We start from the raw sequence: 18,770 nt of genomic DNA on the forward strand, positions 1-18,770 counted from the left end.
CTACGTTTTAGCAAGATAGACAACCTAGAATGCTTGCCCAATTACGCATAAAACTCCCAGAATTGACTGGGAGTTAGCTAGTTTCTATTCTATTTATGTATATTTCAACTGTCGTACCTTTTGAGGGAATAGAATCGATCTTCATCTGGTAATGTTCTCCAAAGTGAAGTTTGAGCCGTTGATCAACATTTTGAAGACCAACTCCCCCACGTTTGAGTTGACTTTGACTACTATCGCCAGTAGCTTGGAAACCAACTCCATCATCCTCAATGCGGATGACCAATCCTGAATCCTGTTTCTGGGCAGAGACTCTAATATGACCCTGACCTTCTTTCTCCTTGATGCCATGGTAAAGAGCATTTTCTACTAGAGGTTGCAACACCAGCTTGGGCAAGACTAGATTATCAAAGGCAGGATTTTCATTAATTTCGTATTCCAGTTTATCTCCATAGCGTTGTTTCTGGATAAAGAGATACTGGCGGACATGGTTGATTTCGTCATACAGGCAAATCAAATCCTTGCCTTTATTGAGCGCCAAGCGGAAGTAGGTAGCCAAGGACTTGGTCACTTGAACCACTCTCTGACTGTCCTGAAATTCTGCCATCCAGATGATGGTGTCCAAGGTATTATAGAGGAAATGCGGATTAATCTGGCTCGACAAGGCTTGAAGTTCATACTGACGGGTTGTTTCTTCCTGCCTGCGAATAGCTGCCATCAACTGATCAATCTGATCCAACATAGCATTGAACTGGCGAGTCACTTCTCTCAGTTCATGGGCACCAGTTTCCTTGGCACGAAGATTCTGATTACCAGAAGCAATCTCCAGCATAGTTTCTCTCAAATCCTTCAAGGGAGCAATCCAACGTTTGAGACTGAACCACACCAAGCAGAGACAGGCAAGAAGAGATGTGACACTAGCCCCAAGCAAGGTCCACATGAGTTGACTCCGAACCTGATCTAACTTCTCCAACGAAGACACACCCAGAACCGTCCAATAAGTTCCAGCAATCTTTTCTTGACTGACATAGGATTGGTGGTCTGGAGTATAACCCTGCCCTGTCTCAATATAGGGGTTCATGGCCTCCATTTCGCTAGACGAACTATAAACTGTATGTTGAGGATGATAAACAAATTCATGGTTTTCATTGATGATAAAGGCAAAGCCCTGCTGACCCAACTGAAGTTGGTTAAGATAGGCTTCCAGAGTTTCATAAGAAATATCCAAACGAAGCACGCCAAGATTGGCTCCCTTTGCATCAACAAGTTCTTGAGTGACAGAAATGACCCATTGACTGTCCGATTTACGAGCTGGGGTCAAAACTGGCTTAGCCCCCTGATGAATAGCTTTTTGGTACCAATCCTCAGTCATCATATCTGAGGAAGTTTTCATCTGCACACTATCATCTGTAGAAATGACTTGACCGGATTTAGTCACCAGTACAACAGCTTTCAAATCTTGGTCTGACTTTAAGATGGTCAAAAACAAATCTCGAATTCCCTTGACTTTGTCTTGACTGGGATTCTCAGCATAGGTCAAGACATCTGACTGCTGGGTCAAACTAGTCGAGGTGGTTTCTAATTTTTTGATATAAGACTGGATAAAGTGGCTAGTCTGACTGATAGTTGTTTGACTATTGCCCTCAATGCTAGCCTCAATGGCTGATGAACTAGATTGATAGTAGAAAGTCCCAACCAGAGCTAGGAGAACGAGAAAGACCAGAAAGATGGAAATAACCATTCTGACTAGGAGAGAAGAACGCTTCATCGGCCTTCTCCCTTCTTAAACTGACGAGGTGTCACACCTGCAATCTGTTTAAAACGTTGGGTAAAGTAGTTCATATCATCAAAACCAACCTTTTCGGCTATCTCATAAATCTTTAAATCTGTGGTCAGAAGCAAAAGCTTGGCTTGTTTGACACGTTCTCGCACCAAATAATCCTGAAAAGGCAAGCCCAACTCTTTCTTAATCAAGGAGCTCAGATAAGTTGGACTAAAACCCAAGTCACTAGCCAAAGACTTTAAACTAAATTGGCTATCAGCCAGATGGGACTGGATTTTCTGAGCAATATTTCCCTCAAACTTAGCGGTCAGTAAATCTTGTAACTGCTCTTCCTTTTCTTCCTTGTCCAACTTTTGCTTGATTTTCCCCAACATCTCCTCAATGTCCTGACGGGAAAAGGGCTTGAGCAGGTAGTCATCCACACCGAGTTTGACAGCAGACAAAGCATAATCAAAATCATCGTAGCCTGTTAAAAAGACCAAATGAACCTGAGGATAGGTTTCTCGGACCAGACTGGCTAACTGGATGCCATTTAGCTGAGGCATGTTGATATCGGTTAAAATGATATCTGGCACCTGCTTTTGTATCAATTCCCAAGCCTGTCTTCCATTTTCAGCTTGACCGATGATTTCCATATCGTAGGCTGCTACATTGACCAGCTTGGTCAAACCTTGCCTTACCAGATATTCATCTTCTACGATTAAGATTGTGTAGGTCATGCTTCTCTCCTTTGTCACTTACTAGTATCAGTATAGCAAAATTCTCCTCTAACTGCTTAGGAAAGCCTTCTTAATCGACATAATCTAGTAAATAAGCGTAGCCTTTTTCTTCCATTTGGTCTTTGGGAATAAAGCGGATAGAGAGACTATTAATACAGTAGCGCAAGCCACCCTTATCCTGAGGCCCATCTGTAAAGACATGACCAAGGTGAGAATCTCCAACTCGGCTCCGCACTTCCATGCGTGTCATATTGTAGGACTTATCTTCCTTGTAGGTGGCAACATCTGGACTGATGGGTTGGGTAAAACTAGGCCAACCACAACCAGACTCAAACTTGTCCTTTGATGAAAAGAGAGGTTCGCCAGTTGCCACATCCACATAGATACCAGATTCAAATTTATCCCAGTAGCGGTTTGAAAAGGCTCGTTCTGTTTGATTTTTCTGGGTAACTGCATACTCCTCAGGTGACAAGTTCTTTTTCAATTCCTCATCACTTGGTTTGGGATATTTGCTGGCATCAATTACGGGATAGGCTGCCTGATTGACATTGATATGGCAGTAACCATTTGGATTTTTCTTGAGATAGTCTTGGTGGTAATCCTCAGCTACTACAAAATTCTTCAAGGTCTCCTTTTCAACTGCTAGAGGTTGATCATATTTCTTAGCAACTTCATCAAAGACTTGATTGATTACCTCTAAATCCTTTTCATCTGTGTAATAAACACCAGTACGGTACTGGGTTCCCACATCATTTCCTTGTTTATTTTTGCTGGTTGGATTGATAATGCGGAAGTAATGAAGCAGGATTTCCTTGAGAGAAATTTGATTGGCATCATAAGTAACATGGACAGTCTCCGCATGACCTGTTTGGTTAATCAATTCGTACTTGGTTGTTTCCCCTCTACCGTTTGCATAGCCTGAAACGGCATCTGTCACTCCAGGCACGCGTGAGAAATATTCCTCCACTCCCCAGAAACATCCCCCAGCTAGATAAATTTCATGCAAGTCTGCGTCTTTACTAATTTCTGTTTTTTTCACTGTTTTTCCTCCTTGGCTAACTGAAGCTTTCTCAATTTGCGAGCTATCTGTATGCCCTGCATTTCGCATCAATAGAAAATAGAAACCGGTTATGGCTAGGAAAAAAATCCCTGCCAAAACAAACAATTTTACTTTATCATTCATAACCTTTCGCTACCCCATTTCTTTCAATGTTTTTAAAATCATATCCTTATCCATAAAACCTGGTTGCGTTTTGACCAGCTTTCCTTCCTTGTCTATAAAGGCTTGAGTTGGGTAAGAACGGACACCATAACTTTCCAAAAGTTTGCCTGATGGGTCAATTAGAACTGGGAAATTTTTATAATCCAAGCCCTTGTACCAGTTCTTAAAGTCAGCTTCAGCTTGTTCTCCCTTGTGTCCAGGAGAGACCACTGTCAAAACTACATAGTCATCACCAGCATCCTTAGCAATTTCATCGGTATCTGGAAGACTGGCTAGACAGATGGAACACCAAGAAGCCCAGAATTTGAGATAGACTTTCTTGCCCTTATAATCAGACAAGCGGTAGGTCTTGCCATCTACTCCTGTCAGTTCGAAATCAGCAACTTCCTGACCTTTAGTCGCAGTTTGCGCACTGACTTGTTCTGTTTTTGTTTGCTCCTTCATAGTAGATTCGTCTGACATATTTTTAGCAGAACAGGCTGCCAAGCAACAGATTGAGCCTACTCCAAGTAGACATGTTTGCCATTTTTTCATTTCTTCTTCCTTTCTATTCAAATAATGTAGTCAAAATAGAAGCATTTCCCAAAAGCACCAAGATTCCCATCACGATAATGAGGAAACCACCCACTTTTTTGAGGGTTCCGAGGTAGGGATGGAGTTTTCGGAAATGTTTCAAAACATAGCTGGAGGCAAGAGCTAAAACCAAAAATGGTAGCGCCAAACCCAGCGTGTAAATCAACATGAGACCAGCTCCCTGCCAAGCACCTGAACCACCTGAAGCCGCCAAGGCCAAAACAGAGCCTAGAACCGGCCCCACACATGGCGTCCAAGCAAAACTAAAGGTCAACCCCAGTAAAAATGCCTGACTATAGCCCTTACCCTTTTGCCCCTGTCTCTGTAATTGTAGCCTTCTTTCCTTGTAGAGTCCCTGAAAATGTAAGACTTCCATCTGGTGCAAGCCCAAAAGAATGATAACTGCACCCGTCACATACTGAAACCAAGAAGCATAAAGCAAATTGCCTAAAAAACCAGCTCCATAACCCAGCAAGATAAAAACAAAGGAAATCCCTGCTATAAAGGCCAAAGTTCGCAATAGACTAACAAGTGAGATTGAATATTTTCCACTAGAAGCCCGACCACCATCTTTGTCATCCAACAAGACCCCTGCATAGACTGGCAACAAGGGTAAAATACAAGGAGAAAAAAAGGAAAGAATTCCAGCAAGAAAAACACTGATAAAAAAGATTATATTATCCATTGCCTTCCTCCATTCTTTGATTTGATAGGACTATTATAGCCCTAAAATTCCAGAAAAAACAGGGGCAATGATAGGAAAAAATAGGAATTTAATCAGGTTATGTAAAAAATGTTGCAAAAAAAGCCAGACAAAGTCTGACTTTGGTGGAAACTGAAAAGAAAATTCACTAGTCTTCCCTACTTATCTGATAATAAATAAGGTCCGCAAGATAGCCTTTTCTCTCTACACCATTGCTAATAGTCTTTAGATAGGACATTCCAGCCTTCTCCATGACACGACCTGAAGCTGGATTGAGACTGGCATAACGTGCCTTGACTTCTTGAAAGTCTGCTTGAGTAAAACAAAAGTCCAAGACAGCTTTCAAGGCCTCTGTCATCATACCATGACCCCAGTAAGCCTTGCCTAACACATAGCCAATTTCACCAGAAAAATCGTTCTCATCTATTGCAACGATGCTGATATCTCCTATCACCTGCTCCGGGTTTTCTTTGAGACAAATGGCCCATTTGTAATAGTTGGGATTTGTATAGGAGGCAACCCAATTACGAATCGAGTTTCGAGTCACCTCGACATCAGAATGAGGATCCCAGGTGACGTAGGTTAGATTCTCAGCGGATGAAGCCCAATTTTGAAACATGGCTTCCGCATCACTCTCCACAAATCTTCGCAAGATTAAACGATCTGTCTGTAATACTTGCATGATACTACCTCGCTTTCTGATAGATGATTCTCTGCCCAACCTCAATTTAAATTTACTTTGCTTTTGAATTTCAAGGCTCAATCTAAAAAGGTCCCCGGACCTCCTCGCTTATTTATTTCCGTGCTCGGGGTAAAAAAACTAAACTCAGTAACAGCTAGAAAACAAGTTTTTACTCTAGTTACTTGACGCAGTCGCTGTCTGGTTTGAAATGCGCTTTTCCAAGCTTTTTCAAACCTAGTCATCGTTGCGGGGGTAAGACAAGGAAAATCGAACTCTTCTAGTTACCGAATTTTCTCTCTCTTTTTTATTTCAAGGTGAGATGCTGAAAACCTCCACTGGAGGTTCCTCATTTTCTTATTTCTAAACTCGGGGTAAAAAGGTCCCCCGGACCTTCCTCGCTTACCTGTTTCCATGCTCGGGGTAAAAACCTCCACTGGAGGTTTTTACTCCCAAAAGTCATCAAATACGGTGATGGGTAGGTGACGTTTGTGTTGGCCTTTGTGCCACCAGTTTTCGATTCTTGCTTGGGCTTCTGGGCTGATTGTTTTGCCTTCTAGGTAGTCGTCAATCTCTTCATAAGTGACTCCGAGGGCTACTTCGTCAGCTAGGCCTGGTTTGTCTTCTTCTAGGTCTGCTGTTGGGATTTTTTCATAAAGGGCTGGGTCTGCACCAAGTTCCTGCAAGAGTTGTTTCCCTTGACGTTTATTGAGGCGGTAAAGAGGGAGAATATCCGCACCACCGTCACCAAACTTGGTAAAAAAGCCTGTGATATTTTCCGCGGCGTGGTCTGTTCCAATGACCGCTCCGCTATGGGCACCTGCCAGGGCATATTGAGCAATCATACGGCAACGAGCCTTGATATTGCCCTTGTTAAAATCTGAAACAGGACTACCTGTCGCTTCAACTGTAGCTGTCATAGCATCAGCAGATTCCTTAATATTAACTACCAAGCTGACATCTGGCTGGATGAAGGCTAGAGCTTTTTGAGCATCTGCTTCATCAGCTTGCACTCCATATGGCAGGCGGACAGCGATAAATTTGTAGCTGTCGTCTCCCGTTTCTGCTCGCAGTTCTTCCATAGCTAGTTGAGCCAAACGACCTGCCAAAGTCGAGTCTTGTCCCCCAGAAATCCCTAGTACAAAGGTTTTAAGGAAGGGATGTTTTTTCAGGTATTTTTTTAAGAAGTCAATGGAACGACGGATTTCTTCCTGAGCGTCAATCACTGGCTTAACCCCTAGTTGCTGGATAATAGTCTCTTGCAAACTCATTCTTCTTCTCCTTCGCCAAGGGCTTCCTTGCGCATCTTATCAATCAAGTCCATCTTGTCTTGCCATACATCACGCGCCAAATCCACTGGATAATGCTGAGGATTGAGCACACGCTTGTACTCATCCCAAAGCTTGTCAAATTCCTTACGAGCATAATCCTGAATCTCAGTCAAGCTAGGCAAGTTGTAAATCAATTTCCCGTCTTTAAAGATATCCACCAAGAGAGGAACGGCATCAAAATTACGAACGGTCTTCTTAATGTAGGTATAAGTCGGATGGAACATCTTGATTTCTGTCATGTCGCTCACATCCACACCGTCATAAGTGATGTAGTCACCTTCTGACTTGCCTTTTTCACGACTGGTAATGCGCCACACCTGCTTCTTACCTGGCGTAGACACTTTTTCCGCATTATTAGACAGCTTGATGGTATTGCGCATCTGGCCATTTTCATCTTCGATTGCAACAATCTTATAAACTGCCCCAAGAGCAGGCTGGTCATAGGCTGTAATCAACTTGGTTCCCACACCCCAGACATCAATCTTGGCCTTTTGCATCTTGAGGTTGAGGATAGTATTTTCGTCCAAATCATTTGAAGCATAAATCTTAGCCTCTGTAAATCCAGCATCGTCCAATTGCTGACGAACTTTCTTGGAAATGTAGGCAATATCCCCAGAGTCAATCCGCACACCCATAAAGTTAATCTGGTCACCCAGCTCACGCGCCACCTGAATGGCAGCTGGTACACCGATGCGAAGGGTGTCATAGGTATCTACAAGAAAGACACAGTTTTTGTGGGTCGCAGCGTAAGCCTTGAAGGCCTCATAGTCGTTACCATAAACCTGTACCAAGGCATGGGCATGGGTCCCCAAAACAGGAATATTAAAGAGTTTACCAGCACGCACGTTGCTAGTTCCATTGGCACCACCAATGACCGCTGCGCGTGTTCCCCAGATGGCCGCATCCATTTCTTGAGCCCGACGTGTCCCAAACTCCATTAAAGGTTCATCTTCAATGACTGAACGAATACGAGCTGCCTTAGTCGCCACCAAGGTCTGGTAGTTGACAATATTCAAAAGAGCCGTTTCGACCAACTGACATTGGGCTAGAGGGCCTTCCACCTGCACAATCGGTTCATTAGCAAAAACCAAGTCCCCTTCTTGGGCAGAACGAACGGTCAACTCCAACTTGAAATTGCGGAGATAGTCCAAGAATTCCCCATGATAGCCTAGCGATTCCAAATAGGCAATATCACTATCTGAAAAACGCAAGTTTTCAAGATAGTTCACAATTCTTTCCAAACCTGCAAAAACCGCATAGCCATTCTTAAAAGGCTGTTGGCGGAAATAAACCTCAAAGACCGCCTTTTTATTGTGAATCCCTTGGTCAAAGTAAACCTGCATCATGTTAATCTGGTACAAGTCCGTGTGCAATGTCAAACTATCATCTGGATACATACTTTTCCTACTTCCTTAACTAGAAACCAATGAAAATTTTCAAGAACTTTCATGTGTTCCAATAAATTAGTACTATTATATCACATTTTAGCTGGATTGAGAAAAGAGTAACAAGCTATTCACCACTCTCCAGTTCAGCCATATCTTGTTCAAATTTTTTCTGAGCCCATTCGCCATAGCTCTTAAGACCAAGATTGCCAATAAAGGCCCAGGGCAGGTAAATGACATAAGTAATTGCCCAAGCAGATAGGTATTTAACATTCAAAGGATTGTGCTGATAAATTTCTATGTTGAATTGATAATTCTGTAACATCAAAAGAGCCGTAATAGCCAAGTTTAGGAAAAAACAACCCAAAATCGTAAAATGAAAACGACTATAGTAGGTCACTCCCAGATAACGGGCACGATTGAAAAAGAAGAAAATTCCTACTATCAGAGTATAAACTAGAAAATTCGGATTAAAAAGAGATGGAGCCAACACTGCCACCAAATAGCTTAGAAGCACAAGCCCAATAAAGAGTGAAAAAGACTCTGCCCCAGCTTTATTGATTAGTTGTTCTTCTCTTTCGTCAAGTAATTGATAATGAATAAATTTATTTACCATCTTCTTCCTCCCAAAATAATTGGTCTAGGGTTTTCCCTAAACATCTGCAAATGGACTGGCAGAGCGAGAGACTGGGATTGTATTTCCCTGCCTCTATCAAACCAATAGTCTGGCGTGTCACACCAACAGCCTCTGCCAGTTGACCTTGAGTTAAATCAAGCTCAACCCGAGCTAATTTTAATTTTAAATTTTTAGCCACCTGCGTCCTCCTTATAGTTTTAATACTCATCTACTCTTAAAAAATCCAAAACTAACACAAGCTGTCAGCTATTTATTATAACCTCATTAATTAGCACTCCAATATTATCTTCAACCTAAAATCAGTATGTTGGATTGTTTGAAATAAACTTCCTAGTTTACTCTTTTATTTTTGTTTAGTATTAGCTTTAGTAGAATCTTTTAAACGAGTTTTTATTGCTTGTACTTCTTGTTTAGTTTAGTTGGTTTCATATTACTATTATATAATGCTTTTGGAAATGAGTCTAGTATAAGTCAAAAACGTGGTGAACAGCAAGAGAAGGAGCATACCAAGATGACTGATTTTTTGCTGGTTTTAAGTATGCAAAATAATACTAAACGAAACTAAAATGAATACTTCTTGCTTTTCTTGAGAGTGAAAAAGTACAATAAAATGATTGTAGTGATTACCACAAGATACTGACTAATAGACATCGTATTTGAAGCCACAAATACAGGTAAAGAATAAAAAGGAAGAAGTTCAATTGCTTTGATAAACAAATCATTACTAGTATTCATCATAATCGTATTTAATATATTAGGGATAAAGAGTAGTAAAGCAACTAAAATACCAAATATCAAGCCACTTTTCAATTTGTATAAATAGAAAATGTAAGATAATAGAAAATAAAATAGGACTAACAAAATTGTATTGACTACAATAGCTACTATAAAATCTAATCCTAAATCACCTGGAACACCCAATTTACATACGATGACTAGTAGCACAATGCCATTCAAAGCATAAATAATAGAAACTGAGATGGCATATAGAAAATTAGACAAGACGTAAATCATCCGATTTTTCTTTTGATTATAAAATAAACTGATCGTATTGTTAGAAAAATCCCTGCTAATAATTCGGTTAGCATGTATAACAGCCATTAACATACCGAGCATAGCATAAAAATTTGAAATATGCTTAATACCAAGTGATGTCCCTTGAGTCTTTAGAATAAAGAATGTAACCAGTATCGGCGGTATAAACGAGATAATCAATCCGAGATATATTACGCCTGATGAATATAAATCTCTTATATTTTCCTTAAGAAAATTCAATTTATTTAATTTCATGATTATAACCTTCCTTTATTTTGAACGATTTAGATAAATATCTTTAAGCGTCTCTTTTTTAGTTTCAAAATCAACTACTTTAATAGAGTTTTCGTTAAAAAATTTAAAAAGCTCACTACTTTGAATATTCCCAGACATAGTAATTTTCAGTCCCTCTTCCTGAACAATATCCCCAAATTCTTGTTTGGTAAGGAAAATGTCTTTATCTGTAGCTGATGAAAAAGCTATCTCAAACAAGCAATTATGTCTATCTTTTCCTACTTTTTGGAATGTCAAAAGCCCGTTCTCCAAGAAAAGGACCCTCTCACAAATTTCTTCAATATCTTCTAATTTATGACTCGATATTAAAATTCCCACATTTTCATGTAAAGCTAAGTTTTTTAGAACTGCTAAAACTATTTGTGATGATTCAATATCTAAACCATTAGTCGGTTCATCTAAAATCAATATATCAGGTTCCGTAACGAGAGTTAGAAGCAAAGCTAATTTTTGTTTTGTACCTAAAGAATAGGTCTTTACTTTTTTATTAATAGACTGAGTCAAATCTAACTCTTGGATCAAACTTCCAAATCTTTCTTTATTGTAGTCAACACCATATAAATTTGACAAATATTTTAAATTCTCTAAACCTGTTTTAGATAAAAATAATTTTGGTTCTTCGATTAAATACCCAACATTATCACTACTTATAATATTCCCTGAAGTCGGTTGATTATTCTGAACAAGAATTTTCATCAATGTACTCTTGCCAACTCCGTTTCTCCCTACTAGACCAACAATTTCACCCTTATTAAGTGCAAAATTTATATCTTTGAGAATGATTGAATGAGCATAATGCTTACTTACATTTATAACTTCCATTTTTTATTCCTCCATTAACATTCTTGGTTTTCTCTTTGATTCTCATTAATTTTAAAAAGTTGCGCCTCTTTTTAACAACATTATATCATATATCTAACTTAATGCAATATATAAATGTCATTTTGTAAAATTTTATTAACAAAAAACTCTCTACCACCTAAATGATAGAGAGTTTTCTGCTTATTCAATTTTCTCAAAACATCTACAGCATCGTAGGATTTCACATCTAATGTCTTAGCTACGACTGTATTGTCCTCAATATCGTCTAGAAAGACACAATTTGTAGATTATAACTGCTACTTATCGATAGTTACTCATATCCATTAGTCCACCTCCATACTTATGTCAAGCCCCCTCTTTACTTTATGATTTCATATTCTCCTTACAAATCTTTTTGGTAATAAAATCTTTTTCCTGTGTAGGGATAGTCTTGTAAGGTAAAAACTTCCTTGTAGCCATGCATTTTATAAAAATCTGGAGCTTGAAACTGGTAAGTATTGACAAAAGCAAAACGACAGTTTCGATTCTTAGCTTCAGTTTCTGCTTGCTGCAATAGGTTTGAACCGAGTCCTTGCCCTCTCAGTTCTTCTTTTACAAATAAATACTCGATTTCTAGCCAATTTCCAAAAGTCTCTGCTATCAAACCTGCCATGAGATTGCCCTTTTCATCTTCGACATAAAGATTAAGTGGCTCACTTTCAGCCTCTTCTCTTTTTGAACGGTTATAAACACGAATCAGATTCCCTATTTCTTGTGATTTATGGGATTCCTTATTTTCCAATCTAAAGTACATCTAAACCTCCTTAAACACTGTTACAGCTTGATTATAGTCTTATTTCAATAGACTGTCAAACTAGCAAAAACTCACCAAGCTAAGCTGATGAGTTTCAAATCTATTTTCTAAATTTCCACTGGCTATAAATCCCGAAACCGATAATCCAGATAGCTGAACCGATTGCTCCGACAAATGTAGACTCTTGTAGAAAGAGAGTTACAAAGACAAAGACAAAGAAGAGCATGGTTAAAGGATTTAGGAAACGATAATGGGGCATGAGATAACCATCTGCCATAAAGTCTGGTGACTTGCGATACTTGAGGTGAGCCACCATAATCAAGATATAAATGGCGATATAGACACCTGATGATGATGCCGTAATCAAGGCAAAGGCATCGGAAACTCCTGGCAAGATGTTAATAAAGGCTGCTAGGGCAATCAAGATTGCTGAGGCAATGATGGCATTTTGTGGCACGTTGTGGCGAGAGAGAGTATCTGCCTTAATTGCTTTTAGGAAGCGATTTGGCGAATCATGGGCAATCTGATACAAATGACGACCTGTTGAGTAGAGAGTTGAGTTAAGAGCAGATGCCGCTGATGTCAAAACGACGAAGTTAATCAAGGCTGCCGCCCACTTGACTCCTGCCAATTCAAACACTGTAACAAAGGGAGAATCAGCCGATGCAAGTTCACGCCACGGAATGATAGCCATGATGGCTAAGAGGGCACCACCGTAGAAAAAGGCGATACGCAAAGGAATTTCCTTAACGGCTTTTGGCAAGACCTGACGTGGATTTTTTGTTTCTGAAGTCGTTACCCCGATAAACTCAATCATGAGGTAGGCAAAGAAAACCATCTGGAAGGCCATGACAAAGTTAACTCCACCATTTGGGAAGAGGGAGAAATTGTCAGCAATATTGGCCAAACTTGCTACTCCATGTGGTGTCTTAAAGCCTGTCAAGACCATAAAGACTCCTGTGGCAATCATGGCTAAAATAGCCACAATCTTGACCATCGCAAACCAAAACTCAACTTCCCCAAAGAGTTTCACCGCAATCAAATTGACCAAGGCTAGAATAGTCAAAAATCCAATCTCAATCATCCAACTTGGCCAGCTAGGGAACCAGAACTGAACATAGTGAGAGATAGCAGTGATTTCCGCCATACCGATAAAGACAACGGATAGCCAGTAAGACCAAACCGAGAAATAACCCCAGCCCTTACCTAAATGGCGCGTGATAAAGTTGATAAAAGTATGTTGCTCAGGGTCTTGGTAGAGCATTTCCCCAACCGCACGCATCATGAGGAACATGAATGCTCCCGTAATCATATAAATTAGTACAATAGAAGGACCTGTTAGGCTGATAGAGCGACCTGCTCCCAAAAAGAGTCCTGTTCCAATTGTTCCCGCAATGGCCATAACCTGCACGTGACGATTGGTCAGACCACGCTCCATCTTATTTTTTTTCTTCTTTGAACTCATAACGTCTCCAATTCAATTTAAAATGGAAAAAGGAGTGAGTGAAGCGCACTGCCTCCTCACTCCTTTTTTTTATTTTTAGGCTGTTTTTTCAACCTTCAAGATTTTTACATCATAGCTACCAACAGGTGTTTCAATAGTTGCTGTATCACCTGTTTTCTTACCAATCAAGGCTTGTCCAATTGGGCTTTCATTTGAAACCTTACCTGCAAAGGCATCTGCACCCGCTGAACCTACGATAATATAAACTTCTTCTTCGTCCTCACCAATTTCTTGAATAGTGACTGTTTTACCAATCGCTACTTCATCATCGGCAACTGAGTCGCTATTGACGATTTCAGCATAACGGATTTTTGTTTCCAAGCTAGAGATTTGTCCTTCAACAAAGGCTTGTTCATCCTTAGCCGCTTCGTATTCACTGTTTTCTGAAAGGTCACCATATGAACGAGCAATCTTTATGCGTTCTACCACTTCTGGTCGGCGGACCAATTTCAATTCTTCTAATTCTTTTTCAAGTTTTTCCTTTTCCGCAAGGGTCATAGGATATGTTTTTTCTGCCATTTTTCTCAACTTTCTTTCGATAGTATTGAATCTCTATCTGAGATTCTCATTTTTGTAGTCTTAGTTTGAACTACTATTTTGAGTAAGTTTGCTATTGACGTGCTCAGCTACATTACGATCATGTTCTTCCTGTGTCACTGCGTAATAGACTTTACCATCTGTAACATTGGCTACAAAGTAGAGGTTCTCACTCTTTGTTTGGTTAATACTTGCTTCAATCGCGTCCTGACTTGGACTATCTACTGGACCAGGCATCAAACCAGGTTTGGTATAAACATTGTATGGTGAATTAATCGATGTGTCAATTCCAGCATCGTCTGCTAGGCTAATATTTTGACCAAGTTTCCCTTGGGCATACAAGATTGCAATATTGCTTTGAAGTGGCATACCAAGGTTCAAACGATTGTAGAAGACACCTGCAATCAACTTACGGTCTTCAGTCTTAGCACCTTCTTTTTCAACAAGTGAAGCAATTGTTAGCAATTCATTGACTGTCAAGTTTTTAGACTTAATTGCACTATAGTGCGGAGTCAAGGTCTTATCCATAGCTGCCAACATCTCATCAATCAAACTTTCAATAGTTGTGCTTTCCTTGATAGAGTATGTCGCTGGGAAGAGGAATCCTTCTAAACGATAACGAACTCCACTTTCTTTCGTTGGCAAGCTTTCGAGTAGGTTTGGATATTTAGCAACTTCTTGACTGATAAAGTTGTCATCTTGAACTTTAGCCAAAAAAGCTTCCGCTGTCAAAGGCTCTTTAAATTCACCTTGTAATTGGCCTACAGCTTGGGCGATTTGATCAATCGTATATCCTTCTGGAATCGTTAAATCTGCAAGTGAAGGTTCTTGAGGTTCAGGAGTACCACCTTTTTGGAGTTCCTTAATGATATCCTCTGTACTCATGCTCTTTTGCAAATTGTAATATCCAGCCTTCAAATCTGAATAATTCTTATATTTAGCATAAAAAGCAAAAATCACTCCGTGTTTAATCACACCAGAATTTTCAAGTGCTGAGCCAATTTCTTGGACATTGGCTCCTTCTGGGATTTGAACAGTTACATACTTCTTAGAATTAGCGTCAACTGGTAATAAAGATGACTGGACGTACTGATAACCGAAGTAGCCACCTGCCGAAATCAAGGCAAGGAAAATCAGTAGAGAAATGAAGAAAGCCTTCAAATGTGATTTTTTCTTCTTGACAGGTTTAACAGTCTCACGACGACTACGACTCGGAGTTTCAGAAATGACTTCAACAGCTTCCGTTTCCATAACTGGTTCTGGTTTTGTTACTTCTTTCTGAGGCTCTTTTTTAGCTTCAGTCTTATAAGAAACAGCTACTCTTGTTGGAGTTACGTTGAAATCTTCTTCGACCTTTTTTGGACGATTAGTCTCTGGCCCTGGAACCGGTCTTGATGGACTTGCCTCAACTGGTGAAGCTGGAACATCTTGACTAGGGTGACGAGGAGTAATCGGAGCTTCTACTCTCGATTCATCTGCCGGTGATGCAGGCATATCCTCACTAGGATGTTTTGGAACACGTGGTGCATTCTCCATAATTTTTTCAACAGCTGATAGGGATGCAACCATAACATCTTCATCTGCGAGTTTTGTTTCAGGGACAAATAGAGCTTCTTTTTTCTCTGCAAGTTCAGTGGTCTCTTGGCGAATCCCTTCATAACGTTTTACTTTTTCTAAATCACGTAAAATCTGCTCTTTAAAGCTTAATTTTTCGTCTTCTCTTGGCTTTTCACTCAAAAGTTTATCCTCCTCGTTGACAATCCATAATATTATATCTTAAAAACGAAAGAAAAGCAACCTAGCATGCTTTTCTAGCTTATTTTTTAGCTTCCCAGACCATATCATACCAGGTTTCTCCTGCAAAGGTTGACTGGGACTGGCCTTCATTGACAAATCCATGTTTTTCGTAGTAAGTAATGAGATAGTCATGACAGGTTAGGTTAATGCCTTCTCTTTCGTGTTCAAGAGCTAGTTCTTTCAAAGCTGTTAGCAATTTCTGACCTAGTCCTAGTCCCTGTGCCTCCTTGGCAATAGAAAGACAGGTCACAGAGATATAGCCACCAGGCTCATGACTATAATCTTCTATCTCTTCTGTAAAGGATTGGTCTTGCAGATAGCGGTGGGGGCCAACCGGTCCCTCTATATAACCAATAATCTTACCCTCTTTTTCTGCAACCAGAAACGAGGTCTGAATTTCTCGCAAATGCGCCTCGAAAACAGAGCGAGGAATGGCTTCTTCAATCGAGAAATTTTCTAGTTCAATCTCAACAATCCGATCTAAATCTTCTAATCTTGCTTTCCTAATTTCCATTTTGCCTCCTAAAAAAAGAGATTAAACCAAATCATACTAAAACCTTGACTAGCTGCATAAAGCGAATCTGTCTCTTCTTCATCAATAAAACCGTTCATTTCAAAATAGGAAAGCAACTCATCCGGACTCTTCAAACGAATAGCTTTGTAATCCAGCTCAACTGCTACATCTTTCAAAGCCGCAAGAAGAAGCGTTCCCAAGCCCTGTCTCTGATGGTCAGCCTCGATGACTAAAGAATGTATTTCTAGACATTTCGGATTGTGTGGGTAAGGACCACCTAGAACATAGCCCAGAAGCTGATTTTCATCCCTAGCTAGAAGAAAGGTATCCGCACACTTACGGATACTTTCTTCTAAAATATGGGAAGGTTGCTGCTTTTCAGCTGGAAAAGATGAAGCCTGGAGTACCTCTATCTCAGCCAAATCAGATTTACTTGCCTGAATGATCTTAATTGGAATTTCCATGAAAACTTCCTATTGAACATTGCTTGTCAAGTCAGACAAGAGACGCTCGAATGAATATTCATAGGTTTGGATATCCCCTGCTCCCATAAAGACATAGACAGCATTGTCATGGTCTAGGAGTGGAGAAACATTTTCAACAGTGATCACTTGGTTTTTCTTGTTGATTTTGTTGGCTAGGTCTTCCACTTTAACATCACCATGATCTACTTCACGAGCAGATCCATAAATTTGCGCTAGATAAACAGCATCCGCTTGGTTCAAAGCGTGGGCAAATTCGTCCAACAAGGCAATGGTTCTTGTAAAGGTATGCGGTTGGAAGACTGCTACGATTTCTTTGCTTGGATATTTTTGACGAGCTGCATCCAAGGTCGCAATAATTTCTGTTGGATGGTGGGCAAAGTCATCGATAATCACCGTGTCATTGACAATTTTCTCAGTAAAACGACGCTTAACACCGGCAAATGTTTTCAAGTGCTCACGCACCAAGTTCAAATCAAATCCTGCTGTGTAAAGAAGACCAATAACGGCTGTCGCATTCATGATATTGTGACGACCAAAGGTTGGAATGTGGAATTGACCCAACTCTTGTCCACGGAAATGAACTGTGAAGGTTGAACCAGTTGTTGAACGAAGAAAATCACTAGCGACAAAGTCATTACCTTCTGCTTCAAAACCATAATAATAAATTGGTGCATCAGACGTAATCTTACGCAATTCAGCATCTTCTCCGTAGATAAACAAACCTTTGGTAATTTGTTTAGCATAGTCGTTAAAGGCATTGAAAACATCCTCTAGACTTGTGAAATAGTCTGGATGGTCAAAGTCAATGTTGGTGATAATAGAATATTCTGGGTGGTAAGGCATGAAGTGACGCTCATATTCGTCAGATTCAAAGACAAAATATTTGGCATTGGCTGAACCACGACCTGTCCCGTCTCCAATCAAGAAACTAGTATCTGTGATATGAGACAAGACATGAGACAACATACCTGTCGTTGAAGTTTTTCCGTGCGCTCCAGCAACTCCCATGCTAACAAAGTCACGCATAAAGCTACCTAGGAACTCATGGTAACGTTTGTAGCTGATACCATTTTGGTCTGCATAGGCAATTTCAACGTTGTTATCTGGACGAAAGGCATTTCCAGCGATAATTTCCATATCACCGTCTAGATTCTTTTCATCAAAAGGAAGAATAGTAATCCCTGCCTGCTCAAGACCACGTTGAGTAAAGTAGTACTTTTCAACATCTGATCCCTGTACCTTATGCCCCATTTGATGCAACATCAAGGCCAAGGCACTCATCCCTGATCCCTTAATTCCGATAAAATGATATGTCTTTGACATGTTTTCTCCCCTATTCAGTAATTCTTGTCAGATTCAACTCTTGGGCAACCTGACGTTCTTGTTCTTTTTGTTGATTCTTTTTATTGTAGATTTGGCTCTTCTTCAGAAAATCATAATTATTTTTCTTTGGACCTGAAGTTTCTTTTGGCTCAGATTGAGTCGAAATATTGCTCACTTCTTCCGCCAAGATGTAATGAGACTGGGTCAATTTTTGACTATATTTGACAAATTCACCAGGATTTTCCTTTTGGAAAGGCGCGGTAGGTTGATTGCCCTGCCTAACTAGACTTGGATGAGAATGGCGTCTTGTAGGAGTAATATCCTTAGTCAGATAACTTGCTGAGCGTTTCTTTTTCAAATCCGCACGCGCTTCTTCACGCGCCACCTCCGCATAGCTCTTTCCTTCTTTTTTAACTCCTAAACCAGATTTCTTAGGTTTCTCTACTGGTTTTTCAATCGGTTTTGCTGGTTTTTCTTCAGTAATAGGGGCCCACTCCAGATAATTCTTATCACGGTATTCTCCCTTGATATTACTGATAAAGTCAGACTCATCATAGAGGTCCATAACCGGCATCTCAGTCAGCATGACCTCGTCATCTGACACCAATGGAAATCGTTCTTCTCTCATTTTCTATTT

Annotated in this window: 20 protein-coding genes; all 20 read right to left on the reverse strand. The window is 40.1% G+C overall.

The window, feature by feature from the left end; translation table 11 throughout:
- Positions 1-73: 73 nt before the first annotated feature.
- Positions 74-1,765 (reverse strand): cache domain-containing sensor histidine kinase, encoded by a 1,692-nt coding sequence (locus tag ADJ60_RS02895; protein WP_049543331.1) that lies wholly within the window; start codon positions 1,763-1,765, stop codon positions 74-76.
- Positions 1,762-2,499: a response regulator transcription factor gene (locus ADJ60_RS02900; RefSeq protein WP_049543333.1), complete on the reverse strand. Its 738-nt coding sequence runs from the start codon at positions 2,497-2,499 to the stop codon at positions 1,762-1,764. The genes ADJ60_RS02895 and ADJ60_RS02900 overlap by 4 nt, the downstream gene beginning before the upstream one ends.
- A 70-nt stretch (positions 2,500-2,569) precedes the next feature.
- Positions 2,570-3,682, reverse strand: a complete 1,113-nt coding sequence (gene msrB / locus ADJ60_RS02905; protein WP_049543335.1) for a peptide-methionine (R)-S-oxide reductase MsrB — start codon at positions 3,680-3,682, stop codon at positions 2,570-2,572.
- Positions 3,683-3,691: 9 nt separating this feature from the next.
- A complete protein-coding gene (locus ADJ60_RS02910) occupies positions 3,692-4,255 on the reverse strand; it encodes a redoxin family protein (RefSeq protein ID WP_045612024.1) in 564 nt (187 codons plus the stop codon).
- A 13-nt stretch (positions 4,256-4,268) separates the two neighbouring features.
- On the reverse strand, positions 4,269-4,979 hold the full coding sequence (gene ccdA2 / locus ADJ60_RS02915) for a thiol-disulfide oxidoreductase-associated membrane protein CcdA2 (protein ID WP_049543338.1): 711 nt from the start codon (positions 4,977-4,979) through the stop codon (positions 4,269-4,271).
- A gap of 166 nt (positions 4,980-5,145) precedes the next feature.
- Positions 5,146-5,679: a GNAT family N-acetyltransferase gene (locus ADJ60_RS02920; protein WP_080983323.1), complete on the reverse strand. Its 534-nt coding sequence runs from the start codon at positions 5,677-5,679 to the stop codon at positions 5,146-5,148.
- Positions 5,680-6,122: 443 nt separating this feature from the next.
- Positions 6,123-6,947, reverse strand: a complete 825-nt coding sequence (gene nadE, locus ADJ60_RS02925) for an ammonia-dependent NAD(+) synthetase (RefSeq protein WP_049543339.1) — start codon at positions 6,945-6,947, stop codon at positions 6,123-6,125.
- Positions 6,944-8,404 carry a nicotinate phosphoribosyltransferase gene (locus tag ADJ60_RS02930; protein ID WP_049543341.1) on the reverse strand — a complete coding sequence of 487 codons (1,461 nt, stop codon included), beginning with the start codon at positions 8,402-8,404 and terminating at the stop codon, positions 6,944-6,946. The genes nadE and ADJ60_RS02930 overlap by 4 nt, the downstream gene beginning before the upstream one ends.
- 115 nt (positions 8,405-8,519) lie before the next feature.
- A complete protein-coding gene (locus ADJ60_RS02935) occupies positions 8,520-9,008 on the reverse strand; it encodes a DUF6773 family protein (protein ID WP_049543343.1) in 489 nt (162 codons plus the stop codon).
- Positions 8,998-9,207 carry a helix-turn-helix transcriptional regulator gene (locus tag ADJ60_RS02940; RefSeq protein ID WP_001107500.1) on the reverse strand — a complete coding sequence of 70 codons (210 nt, stop codon included), beginning with the start codon at positions 9,205-9,207 and terminating at the stop codon, positions 8,998-9,000. The genes ADJ60_RS02935 and ADJ60_RS02940 overlap by 11 nt, the downstream gene beginning before the upstream one ends.
- A 383-nt stretch (positions 9,208-9,590) precedes the next feature.
- Positions 9,591-10,319 carry an ABC transporter permease gene (locus ADJ60_RS02945; RefSeq protein WP_049543346.1) on the reverse strand — a complete coding sequence of 243 codons (729 nt, stop codon included), beginning with the start codon at positions 10,317-10,319 and terminating at the stop codon, positions 9,591-9,593.
- 15 nt (positions 10,320-10,334) lie between these two features.
- Positions 10,335-11,180 carry an ABC transporter ATP-binding protein gene (locus ADJ60_RS02950; protein WP_080977898.1) on the reverse strand — a complete coding sequence of 282 codons (846 nt, stop codon included), beginning with the start codon at positions 11,178-11,180 and terminating at the stop codon, positions 10,335-10,337.
- Between the two features lie 382 nt (positions 11,181-11,562).
- Entirely contained in the window at positions 11,563-11,973 is a 411-nt protein-coding gene (locus tag ADJ60_RS02955) for a GNAT family N-acetyltransferase (protein ID WP_080983321.1), read from the reverse strand.
- A gap of 100 nt (positions 11,974-12,073) precedes the next feature.
- Positions 12,074-13,438, reverse strand: a complete 1,365-nt coding sequence (locus ADJ60_RS02960; RefSeq protein WP_049543348.1) for an amino acid permease — start codon at positions 13,436-13,438, stop codon at positions 12,074-12,076.
- Positions 13,439-13,513: 75 nt separating this feature from the next.
- Positions 13,514-13,996, reverse strand: coding sequence for a transcription elongation factor GreA (gene greA, locus ADJ60_RS02965; RefSeq protein ID WP_000818748.1), 483 nt, complete (start codon positions 13,994-13,996; stop codon positions 13,514-13,516).
- A 60-nt stretch (positions 13,997-14,056) separates the two neighbouring features.
- Positions 14,057-15,751: an endolytic transglycosylase MltG gene (gene mltG, locus ADJ60_RS02970; RefSeq protein WP_049543350.1), complete on the reverse strand. Its 1,695-nt coding sequence runs from the start codon at positions 15,749-15,751 to the stop codon at positions 14,057-14,059.
- 79 nt (positions 15,752-15,830) lie between these two features.
- Positions 15,831-16,325 carry a GNAT family N-acetyltransferase gene (locus tag ADJ60_RS02975; protein ID WP_049543352.1) on the reverse strand — a complete coding sequence of 165 codons (495 nt, stop codon included), beginning with the start codon at positions 16,323-16,325 and terminating at the stop codon, positions 15,831-15,833.
- 8 nt (positions 16,326-16,333) lie between these two features.
- A complete protein-coding gene (locus tag ADJ60_RS02980) occupies positions 16,334-16,789 on the reverse strand; it encodes a GNAT family N-acetyltransferase (RefSeq protein WP_049543354.1) in 456 nt (151 codons plus the stop codon).
- 9 nt (positions 16,790-16,798) lie between these two features.
- Positions 16,799-18,133: a UDP-N-acetylmuramate--L-alanine ligase gene (gene murC, locus ADJ60_RS02985; protein WP_049543356.1), complete on the reverse strand. Its 1,335-nt coding sequence runs from the start codon at positions 18,131-18,133 to the stop codon at positions 16,799-16,801.
- Positions 18,134-18,143: 10 nt separating this feature from the next.
- A complete protein-coding gene (locus ADJ60_RS02990; protein ID WP_045612040.1) occupies positions 18,144-18,761 on the reverse strand; it encodes a hypothetical protein in 618 nt (205 codons plus the stop codon).
- Between the last annotated feature and the right edge of the window lie 9 nt (positions 18,762-18,770).

Origin of the sequence: Streptococcus pseudopneumoniae (assembly GCF_001076775.1) — a bacterium.
GTDB classification, from domain to species: domain Bacteria; phylum Bacillota; class Bacilli; order Lactobacillales; family Streptococcaceae; genus Streptococcus; species Streptococcus pseudopneumoniae_G.